Source organism: Bacillus sp. JJ1503 (genome assembly GCF_036965125.1).
GTDB lineage: Bacteria > Bacillota > Bacilli > Bacillales > Cytobacillaceae > Cytobacillus.
Genome location: NZ_JBALOZ010000118.1, coordinates 1 through 12,798, shown reverse-complemented (window position 1 = coordinate 12,798; position 12,798 = coordinate 1). Strand labels below are relative to the sequence as shown.

12 protein-coding genes are annotated in these 12,798 nt (G+C 37.6%); 6 read left to right on the top strand and 6 right to left on the bottom strand.

Annotated elements, in window-relative coordinates:
• Positions 1-59: 59 nt before the first annotated feature.
• A complete protein-coding gene (locus tag V7149_RS10465; RefSeq protein WP_335345573.1) occupies positions 60-1,448 on the top strand; it encodes an L-cystine transporter in 1,389 nt (462 codons plus the stop codon).
• Between the two features lie 17 nt (positions 1,449-1,465).
• On the opposite strand, the gene V7149_RS10460 is transcribed toward V7149_RS10465, so the two are convergent.
• Positions 1,466-3,355, bottom strand: coding sequence for a dihydroorotate dehydrogenase (locus V7149_RS10460; RefSeq protein WP_335345572.1), 1,890 nt, complete (start codon positions 3,353-3,355; stop codon positions 1,466-1,468).
• Positions 3,356-3,547: 192 nt separating this feature from the next.
• Between V7149_RS10460 and V7149_RS10455 the strand changes: the two genes are divergently transcribed.
• The 3 genes from V7149_RS10455 (at position 3,548) to V7149_RS10445 (ending at position 7,434) form a co-directional block, all read left to right on the top strand.
• A complete protein-coding gene (locus tag V7149_RS10455) occupies positions 3,548-4,258 on the top strand; it encodes a response regulator transcription factor (protein ID WP_335345571.1) in 711 nt (236 codons plus the stop codon).
• On the top strand, positions 4,255-5,634 hold the full coding sequence (locus V7149_RS10450) for a sensor histidine kinase (RefSeq protein WP_335345570.1): 1,380 nt from the start codon (positions 4,255-4,257) through the stop codon (positions 5,632-5,634). Before V7149_RS10455 ends, V7149_RS10450 begins: the two co-directional genes overlap by 4 nt.
• Positions 5,635-5,742: 108 nt before the next feature.
• A complete protein-coding gene (locus V7149_RS10445) occupies positions 5,743-7,434 on the top strand; it encodes a DL-endopeptidase inhibitor IseA family protein (RefSeq protein ID WP_335345569.1) in 1,692 nt (563 codons plus the stop codon).
• A gap of 118 nt (positions 7,435-7,552) precedes the next feature.
• Here the strand turns inward: V7149_RS10445 and V7149_RS10440 are convergent, their stop codons facing one another.
• Entirely contained in the window at positions 7,553-8,551 is a 999-nt protein-coding gene (locus V7149_RS10440; protein ID WP_335345568.1) for an inorganic phosphate transporter, read from the bottom strand.
• Positions 8,552-8,564: 13 nt separating this feature from the next.
• Positions 8,565-9,182 carry a DUF47 domain-containing protein gene (locus tag V7149_RS10435; protein ID WP_315668054.1) on the bottom strand — a complete coding sequence of 206 codons (618 nt, stop codon included), beginning with the start codon at positions 9,180-9,182 and terminating at the stop codon, positions 8,565-8,567.
• A gap of 454 nt (positions 9,183-9,636) precedes the next feature.
• Here V7149_RS10435 and V7149_RS10430 point away from each other — a divergent pair, with 454 nt between their 5' ends.
• The gene (locus V7149_RS10430; RefSeq protein ID WP_335345567.1) at positions 9,637-9,897 is read left to right on the top strand and encodes a GlsB/YeaQ/YmgE family stress response membrane protein; all 261 of its coding nucleotides are present in this window, start codon (positions 9,637-9,639) and stop codon (positions 9,895-9,897) included.
• A 99-nt stretch (positions 9,898-9,996) separates the two neighbouring features.
• On the opposite strand, the gene V7149_RS10425 is transcribed toward V7149_RS10430, so the two are convergent.
• Positions 9,997-10,941, bottom strand: coding sequence for an RluA family pseudouridine synthase (locus V7149_RS10425; RefSeq protein ID WP_335345566.1), 945 nt, complete (start codon positions 10,939-10,941; stop codon positions 9,997-9,999).
• 131 nt (positions 10,942-11,072) lie between these two features.
• Here V7149_RS10425 and V7149_RS10420 point away from each other — a divergent pair, with 131 nt between their 5' ends.
• A complete protein-coding gene (locus V7149_RS10420; protein ID WP_335345565.1) occupies positions 11,073-11,471 on the top strand; it encodes a YhcU family protein in 399 nt (132 codons plus the stop codon).
• 51 nt (positions 11,472-11,522) lie between these two features.
• On the opposite strand, the gene V7149_RS10415 is transcribed toward V7149_RS10420, so the two are convergent.
• Positions 11,523-11,993 (bottom strand): thioredoxin family protein, encoded by a 471-nt coding sequence (locus V7149_RS10415; RefSeq protein ID WP_335345564.1) that lies wholly within the window; start codon positions 11,991-11,993, stop codon positions 11,523-11,525.
• Position 11,994: 1 nt separating this feature from the next.
• On the bottom strand, positions 11,995-12,429 hold the full coding sequence (locus tag V7149_RS10410) for a disulfide formation protein C (protein ID WP_335345563.1): 435 nt from the start codon (positions 12,427-12,429) through the stop codon (positions 11,995-11,997).
• Between the last annotated feature and the right edge of the window lie 369 nt (positions 12,430-12,798).

Below are 12,798 nucleotides of genomic sequence, written 5' to 3'. Positions count from 1 at the left end.
GGATTACATGAGATATAGTTTTATCATTATTAAAGATTATTATTTTAGGAGGAAATAAAATGACAACAGGGCTTGTTATCATAAATATTGCTATTATGTTATTAATTATTATTGGCCTGTTCTATATGCAGAAAAAACATATATCATTTTCTAAACGTGTCTTTACCGCATTAGGATTAGGGATTGTGTTTGGATTTGCTTTACAGTTTATTTATGGACCGACTTCAGAGGTTGTTGCTGAATCATCATCGTGGATCAACATTGTTGGCGGAGGCTATGTAAAGTTTCTGCAAATGATTGTTATGCCACTTGTATTCATTTCGATATTAACTGCTTTTACGAAGCTGAAATTGAGCAATAATATAGGAAAGATTAGTACTCTTATTATTGGCTTGCTAGTTGCAACAACAGCTGTAGCAGCCGCTGTAGGTATTGCTACAACTTTAGGCTTTAATTTGGAGTCTGTTCAAATTACTCAAGGTGATGCTGAAATAGCCCGCGGTGAAGTGATGGAGCAAAGAAATCTTGAATTAGAAGGAAAAAATCTCCCACAGCAAATTTTGGAATTACTGCCAGCTAACCCATTCTTGGATTTAACTGGTGCACGTCCAACTTCAACGATTTCTGTTGTTATCTTTGCAGCATTTCTTGGGTTTGCCTATTTAGGGGTTAGAAGAAAGGCATCTGAACAAGCTGAATTATTCTCGAAAATTGTAGATGCATTTTACGCTATAATCATGCGTGTTGTGACGATTATTTTACGCTTAACTCCATATGGTGTCCTTGCTATTATGACAAAGACCGTAGCATTGAGTGATTTTGATGCCATACTAAAGCTCGGTAAGTTTGTGCTCGCGTCCTACGTTGCATTGCTCGTTATGTTCCTAATTCATTTATTATTGCTGACATTTGCTGGACTTAATCCGGTAACGTATGTGAAAAAGGCATTCCCTGTACTAACCTTTGCCTTTACATCTCGTTCAAGTGCTGGCGCCCTGCCATTAAATATTCAAACACAGAAGTCTCTTGGAGTCCCTGATGGGATTGCCAACTTCTCTGGATCGTTTGGTCTTTCGATTGGGCAAAATGGATGTGCTGGAATTTATCCAGCTATGCTTGCAATTATGATTGCGCCAACAGTTGGAATTAATCCATTATCACCATCATTCATTGCAACGGTTATTGCCGTTGTAGCGATTAGCTCTTTCGGTGTTGCTGGAGTTGGCGGCGGTGCAACCTTTGCAGCTATCTTAGTTTTATCCGCTTTGAATTTACCAGTTGCCTTAGCCGGTCTCTTAATCTCAGTCGAGCCGCTAATCGACATGGGGCGTACTGCACTTAATGTTAGTGGTTCTATGACATCAGGGATTCTAACGAGTCGAATGACTGGTGAAATCGATTCAACTGTTTATAATAATATGGAAGAGAAAATTGAAGCAGAAGCATAAAAAAAATCGGCAGGTGCCTACGAAGGCATTTGCCGATTTTTTTCATTTTGCAGATTTTCACTATCAAATAAAAACCCTTTTGATAAAATAAGCCCAGCAATATAAAGAAGTAAGGCAAAGTATGCTGGAAGAAGGTGAATAAAGGTCGTATAACCAATAAAAAAATGAGTTAAGATACCGGCTGAAAAGGCTGGCAGGCCCCCAAATAGAAAGGAGTACCATACCCATTTAGCCCCTTCATGAAAGCCCCAAAGCGCCATCATGAGTACAAGCAGCCCGACACTAAATAAGGCACTCCCAAACCCGGCCCGATCATGGGCAATAACTGGAATTAGCCGGTTATTAATTTCATTAAGAATCTCAGGCGGGATACAAATAAACCCAGTATCTGTCGGTACAAAAATACTTGTAGTCCCGATAGTCGAGATGACGACTCCCCCAATGACAAATGAAAATCCCAAAATGACGAAGCAAAGCTGGCCCCATAGTGATTTTTTCCAATTCGAGGTATTTCTGCGGTTTTTTGAAACGGGAGAATGAATGGCTCCTTTTGTTTGACGAACACCCCATATGAAAAATGGAAGCAGGATAAGCCAAAATAAACCATGCAGCCAATCAAAGTATCCATACCCGATAAATAGAAGTATTCCTAAAAATCCTGAAATGGCAGCAATATTAATGGCTTTCCTTGCCCAATGCAACCCAAATTGCACTCCGTTTTTTGCTAGCTGCATATAAAGAATCGACCCAGAAATCATCGTTCCAGCAAGGGTCATCCTATCATGAGCCATAAATTTAAGGATGTTCGGATTTAAGGCCAATAATTCCTCTCTTGTCATTTGGATAAATGCTTCATCATACGGAAGAATGACTCGTGTCATACTAAAAATAAGTGCAAGAAGTCCTCCGCAGAAAATAATCATCCCAAACAGCCAATACCATTTCCAGCCTTGTATAACATCCATTCCGTCATCTATTCCTTTAGAATCAGCAAGAGCTTCATTAATTCTTTTTGGAAGACCAGGGCCAGAAGAGACATAGCCCTCTGTCAGCATGATAAGGTCTGCTCCTAAATCATGAAGCAGAACGGCGTCTTCAGGCTCATATACTCCTCCTGAAATAATAATAGGAATCCCCGCCATTTGCTTATCTTGAAGAAGCTTTAAGGCACTGGCTATCTCCATTGTTTGACTGCCCCGAGGCTGATCTTCATTCGCTTCCTCAATTAATAATCCATTTATGAAATTTGAGCTGATTAGTGATTGAATGTGAGGTAGGAATTTTCCTATTTTATTATGAGCAATGGCCAGAATAATGGGTTTCTTGCTTTCTTTTGTAAGAAGCCTTATATGCTGACTGGCATCGATTAATGAAAGAAAATCAATGACAAATGCATCTGCAAAGGGTGTCAACGGCTTTGAAAGCTTTATTAATTCATCCATACTTTCACTGGAGCATATATTTAATCGAATAAATAGTGGGATAGTAGCCTTCTGTTTCTTTAACCTTTGCAAGGTTTGATCGATCCCTACTGATTCGAGGGGCTTTGGAAACAGGATGGTCCCTGTTTGATTATCAAATCTTGCTGTCTCTTTGGAGTCATTAGGATCCAAACTGACAGGACCTACTTCAATGAAACCGAAGCCGAGATAAGAAAATGCCTTTGTTCCGGACAATAGCGGGTCAATTTTCCCGCTTAAGCCGAGTGGGCTTGAAAATGTGCAATTAAATAACCTTTTGCCTATTGTGGGAGAAGGTTTCATATGGCCTAGAAATTCAATTCCTTGTTTTCCGCCTGGTACACTCGCAATCATACACATTCCCCGGTGAATGAATTCTCTTCCAGCCGAACCGGATAGCCGGGAAAGCCATGGCTTAAACAAAGGGTGATAGGACCAATCAGGCATAAAGCTGTCCCCCCTATATAAGAACTATATCTCTATTCTACAGGAAGAAATTTCAAATAAAAGAGGAAATGGAAAGGTTTTTAGGGAATTTTTATAAGAAGGAAAATATAATGGTAAGATGTGACAGTTCGCCAATTCTAACGTCTAATTTAGATGGGAAAATGAAAATTATTCATATAGGGTGAAAAAAAGATGACGACAAATGGAAAAATATTAATTATTGAAGATGAGCAGTCTATACGTAAATTAATCGCTTTTAATTTACAAAGATCTAATTTTGAAGTAATGGAAGCTGGTGAAGGGAAGCTTGCCTTAAAGCTAGTTGAAGAGTATAACCCATCTTTAGTTATTCTTGATCTCATGCTTCCTGACATGGATGGCTTTGAGATTTGCACTACGATAAGGGAAAAGAATCCTCAGCTCCCAATCATTATCCTCTCGGCACGTGGGCAGGATATGGATAAAATAATGGGTCTTGAGCTTGGGGCAGATGATTATATTGTGAAGCCTTTTAATCCGCTGGAGCTTGTAGCTAGAATTAGGACTGTATTAAGAAGAACAGAAATCATACAACAGCCGGCAAAAACTTCAAAATTAGAGGCAGGACCATACGTAATTGATATTAAAACACAAAGAGTCTATAAATCAGGACAGCTTTTAAAGTTAACTCCCCGTGAATTTCAACTAATGAAATATTTCTTTGAAAAGTTGAATGAAACTATTTCAAGAGATGAATTCCTTGATGAGATATGGGGATTAAATTATTTTGGAGACCCCAAAACAGTTGATGTGCATATTAGAAGATTAAGAGAAAAAATTGAAGATGACCCTTCAAATCCATTATATTTAAAAACGATCTGGGGATTTGGGTATTGCTTTGAGGAAGGCGAAAAGCTGGGATGAAGAAAGGGATTAAGAAGCGTCTAGTATGGAGTTATCTTTTATTAATCATCTTTACAGTAGTTCTATATGAGACTATTATTCTATCTGCCCTTTACACTTATTACATGGGGGGAGTCAAACAGGCTCTTAGAGATCAGGGATCCATGTTTTCAACTTTTTATGAGCCATATATTGAGTCGGGAAAATTATCCCATCAAGCGGAACAGCTTCTTAGTCAATATCATTTTAACATCGGTGCACAGGTGCAAATTATTGATTCTGATGGGACTGTGCTTGCCAATACTCATGACCAGGGGAAATTAAATCTTGCGGCTCTTGAGGATGTTAAATCTGGTTTAAATGGTACGACAGGATATTGGATGGGTGATAACGGTGATGAAAAGCTGTTAGCAGTAACACAGCCAATTTTAGTGGAAAATGAGCCAATTGGAGCGGTCAGGTTTATTTCATCTATAGATAACCTATATTCTGTTTTTATTCAAAATTCAGTAATGTTAGCTGTAATCGGAATCATTGTTATTTTGCTTGTAGCATGTATTAGCTATTTCCTGGCAGTCTCTATTACAAAACCAATTAGCACCATTACATTGGCGGCAGAGCAAATGGCTGCTGGTTTTTTTGCGACAAGAATACCGAAGAAAAAAGATGATGAAATCGGCAAGCTGGCTGACACATTAAACTTTATGGCTAGAGAGGTTGAAAAGCATGAAAAGCTGAAGAATGAATTTATTGCATCTGTTTCACATGAATTAAGAACGCCGTTAACCTCTGTAAAAGGATGGGCAGTTACCTTACATTCGTTGTCTGATGATCCGATGTTTAAAGAAGGTCTGGAAATAATTTCAAATGAAAGTGACCGGTTAAATTTGATGCTAGGGGATTTGCTTGATTTATCGAGTTTATCAACTGGCAAAGTAGAATATCTTTTTGCTAGTGCCGATTTATCAAAATTAATAAGGGAAGTGGCTGGACAGCTGCATCCGCGTGCAGAGAGGCAGATGGTAAATTTAAAGGTATTAACAATGCCTGAAGGCTTAATGGTTAAACTTGATCGAAACCGGATAAAGCAAGTATTGATTAACATCTTGGATAATGCGCTTAAATTTACACCCCAAAATGGCAGCATTACCATTCATGTTGAACGGAAAGAAGGAATGACAATCATTGAAATAGCTGACACAGGAAAAGGAATACCACCTGATGACCTGCCTGCCATAACGAAGAAATTTTATAAAGGCAAATTTCGTGGGTCTGGTACAGGACTGGGACTTGCTATTTGCCACGAAATTATTCATGCCCATGGAGGAAGTCTTGAGATTAATAGTGAGGTCGGCAAAGGAACAACCGCCATCATATCCTTCCCTAATGTCGATTAGCATTCTAATCTTCTTAATGTATATGCAATGATTAGTTAACCTATTTGAAACGAATTCCATTACTTATTGTAGTATTCTTTTTGTAGGGAGGAAATATAGGGGGGAATTATGAGGAAATATTACTTGCGGTTTTGTGCTTTGCTTTTAGCCAGTACATTTTTTCTTGGGGGATGCAACTTCCTTCCAGAGCCAGTGACATTAATACAAGCACCTCAATATGTGGAGGCGGCTAGTGAAATAGAAAAAACACTGTTATTAAAATCTAAAGAATTCTTACCTGCCGGAACGATGTTTACAACGGCTGGTCAGCCAGTAGGCAATGAATCTACTATACAAGCGGATTTAGATGGAGACGGAGATAATGAGGTCGTTTTTCTTTACCAGTCTATTGGAAAACAAGAACAATCAGGGGCATTAATTTTACGGAAAGAAAAAGGTGAATGGATAAAGGAAACGGAGGTTAAAGGGACTGGATATGAAGTCAGCTGGGCTAGCAGTGCAGACATTACAGGTGACGGAAGACCAGAACTATTATTAGGCTGGAAAATAGGTGTATCGGCCGGGAATATACTGGATATTTTCACATGGGATCAAAGCCAACAAGGTAGATTAGTAAAATTAGCACAATTAAACTACCACGAATTGGAAGTTCTAATTCCAGAGGATAAAAAGGACTCACAGGCAAGATTAGCTATATGGAATAGAGAAATGGCAGATGTATATAGAACAGATATTGTTAAATGGGATAACACTTCATTTCAATCAGATTTAAGCTACTATCCTGCCTATTTCGCGAAGGTAGCTGATTATTATGATGCAAGGGCTATGAATGTCCCTAATGCTCCTTATTATTGGTATTATCTTGCGGACGCAAGGTTAAAAGAAGGGCACCCTGAGCTTGCGTTTCAAGCAATTGAAAAGGGAATGAATTTGAAAATGACTTTTCCTTCAAGAGATGAATTTGAAAATCTGAAAATGGAGATTGAAGAAAAGCAAGCACACCGAAACAGTGATACGGTTCCCTTTTATTTACGGGAGGCAGATATCACGATGAATATCCCGAAAGCTTTGGCTTCAAATCTTTTCATAAAAGGTGAAGAAGGAAATAATAGTGAATATATGATTAATGTGAATAAAGTCCTAGACAATGGGCAAACGGAAATATTATTTACCGTGGAAGCACATCAAAAAGATTGGATTAGCAGCTTGGAGGACTATGGTCTATCTCCGCTCTTTGAAACAAAAACTCTTACTTATGGAGTTCGTAAGAATAAAGAATTTTTTAATGATCCAGAGGTAGGTCAAATAATTAGCAGTATTAGACCGGGGGCGGACTACAAGAAACTAAAAAGTCAGGAAGAACAAATGTTGCTGGAAATGGTTCAAACGGCAGTAAAGAATTACTGGTATGTGACAAGCGGAGGAAAAATGGAAGAGGGTCTGATTGAAAGCTTTCTATTGAATGAGATGGATTACCGTTACATGGGCAGTGACCTTGATACAAAGGAGAAAATGAATGAATATTTATCAAGCACATACTCGGCGGAAGCTATTCATCAATATATGGAAAGAGCAGGCATAGTCCTGCATAATGGAAAGCTTGCTCAGCCAAATGCAGACGGTGGATCACGTGCAGATTACGAAAGAGCAACCATTTTTCTCACAAAGGATGCAGGCTCTGAAAAAGAATACAATCTAAAAGTTCCGCTCGGTGATAGTTTAGTTACTGAAACTGTTCATATCGTTTTTCGCCAAACCGATAAGGGCTGGAGAATCGATTCCATCCCCGGCAGCTTTTAAAATGTGGCAGGCTATTATAGCCTGCTAATTTTTTGAAAAGTGAATGGTTTTAAGAAGATAGGAAGTTAGTCTATCCTCTTAAAACCAGCAAAAATCGAAATCCCATTTTTACATTCCATTAAAAAATAGCATTTAAAAGAAGGTAAACAAGACCTGCGATCGTTGCAGAAATAGGTAAAGTAATCACCCAAGTGATAAGCATTCTTTGTGCTGTTCCCCATTTAACCCCTTTTAGGCGATGAGCAGAACCGACTCCTAAAATAGAAGACGAGATAACATGTGTTGTACTGACTGGCAAATGAATAAATGTAGCCCCGAAAATAATCATGGCACCTGTTATATCGGCTGCTACGCCATTCACAGGACGTATTTTCATGATTTTCCCGCCGACTGTTTTAATAATTTTCCAGCCGCCGACAGATGTCCCAAGTCCCATTGCAAGGGCACAGGAGAACTGAACCCAGAATGGAATGTCTGTAGTCGTGACATAGTTATTGGCGATAAGTGCCATTGTAATAATTCCCATCGCTTTCTGTGCATCATTCGTCCCGTGTGTATAGGATTGCAATGCAGCAGTAAAAATTTGAAACAAGCGAAAATTCCGATTGGTCTTTGTTAAATTGTTATTTCTAAATACGACTTTAAAAATGCTGTAAACAATAAATCCGACTACAAAAGCGATAATTGGCGAGAAAATAAGCGCCTGTAAAATTTTTAGAAAACCTTGGTAATTTAAAGCAGCAAATCCTGAAGCAGCAATGGCCGCACCGGCAATAGAGCCAATTAGCGCATGAGAGGAGCTGCTTGGAATGCCATAATACCATGTTAATAAATTCCAGAAAATTCCTGCGATCAGTGCAGCCAGAATAACTAATGATCCATTTTGCAATGTAAACGGGTCAACGATATCCTTTGTAATCGTTTTGGCAACACCTGTAAATGTCATCGCTCCAACAAAATTCATTACTGATGCTAAAATGATCGCATGTCTCGGTTTAAGAGCTTTCGTTGACACAGATGTAGCAATCGCATTAGCAGTATCATGAAAACCGTTTATGAAGTCAAAAGCTAAGGCTCCGATGACAATTAAGATTGTTAAAATAAATAATCCATCCATTTGTTACGGCTCCTTATGCATTTTTCATGATGATGGTTTCAAGTGTGTTAGCAACCGCTTGGCAGCTATCGGCTATATCTTCCATATTTTCGTAAATCTCTTTATACTGAATGATTCTGATTGGATCCTTCTCTACGGAGAAAAGATGTTTGATCGACTGGCGAAGAACGCCATCACATTTTGATTCATGATCTTTAATTATGATTAGATGTTCTCTAATTTGCAGTAATTTTTTCGTTGAAAGAAGTTCTATTGATTTTTCAATTTCAAAAGCAGAGTTTTTAATTGCATCTACGAACTTAAGCATGTAATCATCAGCCTGTGTGATGGAGTACATTTCGAATAGTGCTGCACAATGTTCAATTCCATCGATTACATCATCCAAACTCATTGCAAGGTGCAGGATATCTTCACGCTCAATTGGCGTAATAAAGGCATTATTTAATTCCCTGATCACTTCATGAACATACGTATCCCCTTTTGACTCATAATCCTTCATCGTTTCTGAAAAAACTTTCAAATCACTTACATTGTTCAGTTTATAGTCTGCGAAGTAAATTGCACCCTCTTTTACGTTCAATGCAATATTGCTTAACAACGTATTGAATTTGTCCTTCTTTTTGAAAACCATGTTTATAACCCCCATAGAAAAAATTTCATCCAAACGAAAACAATTTTATACGAAAATGAGTGAATTAGATAGTTTTAAGTCGAAAAAAGTTGATAAATTCTTTTGATAGAAAAAAAATTCAATATTTCTTATAGGTTCCTTAGTATGTGAAATTTCGATTACATTATCATCATTTTACAAAAAGCAAAAGTTTTGGACAAATGCTGAGCGGGTAATTTGTTATTAATATCCCGGCATATGCCGTTTATATAGGTTGAGCGATTGCCTTAGAGCAATCGCTTTTGGTTTTTTAGTAAAAAAAAGTGTAATTGTGATGATTTCTGGGTAACTTACATATAAGCTTTTCAAGCTTGTACCAATTTTTTCGTTCACTTATAAAAAGTGGAAATTAGTTTTTTGAATGAAAGAAAAAAAACTGAGAAAAACTACAATCAAAACAGCAAGGAGTGATATTATGTTTAGCTTTTTATGGGCATTAATTATAGGAGGAATTATTGGGTGGGTTGCTGGAATGATTGCCGGCAAAGATATTCCAGGCGGTGTTTTTGGTAATATAATTGCAGGATTTGTAGGAGCATGGCTAGGGTCTGCAATCTTTGGTGATTGGGGTCCAGATATCGCTGGCTTCCCGATTATTCCAGCCTTAATCGGTTCAGTGCTGCTCGTATTCCTTCTAAGCCTTATTATGCGAGCCTTTAGAAGAACGACTGACTAATAAAATTGAGGAAGTAATTAGGCGCTGAATCAAGACAAAGAAAAGTAGAAGGGTCGTCTCAAATGCCAAATAATTGGCATAAGAGGCGGCCCTTTTCATTTAGGTAAGGTCACTGGGCAAAACTTGCAGCAGCTCTGCCAGCATGACTGATTTGTTGTCCTCTTCCTCAGGTAAAGGAGCATTGCAGCTGATTTTTTCCATTGTAAAGGGGTGAGGAAATTCGAGTTTAGCAGCATGTAATGCTTGTCGGTCAAAGATGGGCTTCCCACCGTATAAAACGTCACCAGCTAAAGGATGGCCGATATAGCTTAAATGTACACGGATTTGATGTGTACGCCCAGTTTCCAGCTGACATTTAATCAGTGACAGGTTTTGTTTCGGATACGTTTTAATTAACTCAAAATGTGTAATTGCCTGTTGTCCGCTTGAGGATACACGCCTTCTTGTTGCATGGTGGCGATCACGCCCAATGGGCTCCTTAATAATTCCTTTTTTAGTCTTTAACAAGCCATGAACGAGGGCCACATACGTGCGTTTTATGATCCTTTCTTCCAGCATCCTATCCAGAATGCTTCCGGCAAGAGGATGTTTGGTAAAGAGCACGGCTCCAGTCGTATCGCGGTCCAGCCGGTGAACATGCTTTACCTTCCGATAATCCCCTTGAGATTGTAAATAATAGGCAACTGCATTAGAAAGTGTATTTGTCTGCCCATCCTCGTTAGGGTGAGTATCCATATGGGCTGGCTTATTAAGAACAAGTATATGATCATCCTCATAAAGGATTTCCACATCTTTATAAAAGGGAGTCACGCCAAAATCCTCATCAACAAAAATTCGTAATTGCAATTTATCCATATATTTTAATGGAGAATTCCAGTTAATCCATTCACCGTTAACCTTTACCTGGTTTTCCATACGCATAAAATGTATTTGTTTTTTCGGTGCTCTCCAAATATTTCTTAGAATATAATCTATAGTAAATCCATCCCAATCAGGGGGTAATGTTAATTCATACCATTCTCCAAATCTCTTGGCTTTAATCATAGACCTCTCCTTTATTTATGCAAAAATGGAAGAGCTTTGGGTTTAATTACCACCCTAAAAAACGAATTGAATATGCTATTCTAATGATATATATTACGAACAGGTTACAATGTTTAAAGGTGGTCATTTATGTGAAAGTTGTATATGCTTCAACTCATGAACAAGAGCTGAAAATTAAGGAACTTATACAAACTCTATATTCAAAAGTTTTACCTCTTTACTTTCCTGATGAAGAAATAAAGGAATTCGAGCGCATGCAAGTATTACATACAACAACAAGACATTTCGAATACTTTGGAACATTAAAAGAAGCATATCAGGTTATAGCGAGTCTGCAAACCATTATATCTATACTAGAACTTCCACAATTAGATGAGAAATATGAGGGCTTATTTGTAAAAAATGTATACACCCTACAGGAGTTTGGTTTAACCTTCCCATTTTCCTTCAGTCAATTTTGCAGCAGCAAAATGATAAAGGATGATGTACTTAGTATTTATACAAAAGCTGCAAATGAAATATTAATATAACATGAAAACGCCTGCAATGTGAAAATTGCAGGCGTTTTTTTCGTAGGTTAATTACAAACTATTTTCATTAAACCATTGTTTAAACACATCTTCGTCTTGGTATCCTGTTATCCGATTAACTTCTTTTCCATCTTTATATTGGACGATGGTAGGTGTCTGCGTAATCAGATATTTATCCCAGCCATTTTCAAATTCGAGCAAATTATATTGTACAAGATCTAATTTCATATCCTTTGCTAAAGGAGCAACAACCGGTGTGGTTCTTTGACAATGGGAACATGTTGGGCTAAAAAAGTACACAGTCACATCTTCTTTATTATCAAGTTTCTTTTCTAATTCCTCAGGAAGGATTATATTTTGATAATTAGGGTCATCAAGCTGAGCTATTGTTTCAGGATGAAGTTTATTCTTTTCATATGGATTATCACCGGAAACCTTCTCTTCATTTTGCATTTTTGTTAAAAAACCGACAGCTACAAAAAGAACAATGATGACTGCAAGAAATATAACAATTTTTTTCATCTTATTTTACCTCTTTCGTTTTTTTCCATAAAAGATAACTGCAAATAAAAATAATGATAAAAGCAGTCAAAGCTAGAAATGGAATTGTAATAAATCCAAGCCAATTAATATATTGGCCAGTACAAGGGACTCTCCCGCATGAAGCGGCATGATCAGCAAGAAATGACACTTTTTGTATGGAATAATGATATAGTGAAATACAAGCACCAACACCAGACAGGACCATGGAATAAATGCTGATTCGATAATCCTTTCGAATAACCGCCATTCCTAATATAATAACAAATGGATACATAACTATTCTTTGGTACCAGCACAATGTACAAGGCTCATATTGACGAATCTCTGAAAAATATAGGCTTCCAAACATCGCAATAACGGAGGCTGCCCAGGAAATAAACAGTAACGATTCACGATTATCTTTCGTTTTATTCATAGTGTACTCCTCATTAATTGATCAAACTTTAGAAAAAGTATAGTGCTTCTCAGCATTCGTTGTAAATTACTATTAAGAGAATATCACGGTTTGTTTTTTGTTTCGTCATAATTTTGTCATCAATAAAGTTTGTCCATTGTTTTATCTTAAAGAAAACGGAAAAAATATTCAAATATGTTGGCTGATTTATATGGTTATGTCAAAAAAACAAGAAAAATTTTAAAAGGGAAAAAGGTCTTTTTATCGAAGTGATTTTGTAGATTGGATAGTGTTTTATTATCTAGCTACAGTGCCTAGGGGCTCGCCGACTAAGAACGCCACGACCTAATGTCTTCGTCGGACTAGTAAGTCCTGTACGTCGGAGGTCAT

Excerpts from the sequence above, each read along its gene's own strand:
- V7149_RS10465 (WP_335345573.1), top strand. The coding sequence starts at position 60 with ATGACAACAGGGCTTGTTATCATAAATATTGCTATTATGTTATTAATT.
- V7149_RS10460 (WP_335345572.1), bottom strand. The coding sequence starts at position 3,355 with ATGCCTGATTGGTCCTATCACCCTTTGTTTAAGCCATGGCTTTCCCGG.
- V7149_RS10455 (WP_335345571.1), top strand. The coding sequence starts at position 3,548 with ATGACGACAAATGGAAAAATATTAATTATTGAAGATGAGCAGTCTATA.
- V7149_RS10450 (WP_335345570.1), top strand. The coding sequence starts at position 4,255 with ATGAAGAAAGGGATTAAGAAGCGTCTAGTATGGAGTTATCTTTTATTA.
- V7149_RS10445 (WP_335345569.1), top strand. The coding sequence starts at position 5,743 with ATGAGGAAATATTACTTGCGGTTTTGTGCTTTGCTTTTAGCCAGTACA.
- V7149_RS10440 (WP_335345568.1), bottom strand. The coding sequence starts at position 8,551 with ATGGATGGATTATTTATTTTAACAATCTTAATTGTCATCGGAGCCTTA.
- V7149_RS10435 (WP_315668054.1), bottom strand. The coding sequence starts at position 9,182 with ATGGTTTTCAAAAAGAAGGACAAATTCAATACGTTGTTAAGCAATATT.
- V7149_RS10430 (WP_335345567.1), top strand. The coding sequence starts at position 9,637 with ATGTTTAGCTTTTTATGGGCATTAATTATAGGAGGAATTATTGGGTGG.
- V7149_RS10425 (WP_335345566.1), bottom strand. The coding sequence starts at position 10,941 with ATGATTAAAGCCAAGAGATTTGGAGAATGGTATGAATTAACATTACCC.
- V7149_RS10415 (WP_335345564.1), bottom strand. The coding sequence starts at position 11,993 with ATGAAAAAAATTGTTATATTTCTTGCAGTCATCATTGTTCTTTTTGTA.
- V7149_RS10410 (WP_335345563.1), bottom strand. The coding sequence starts at position 12,429 with ATGAATAAAACGAAAGATAATCGTGAATCGTTACTGTTTATTTCCTGG.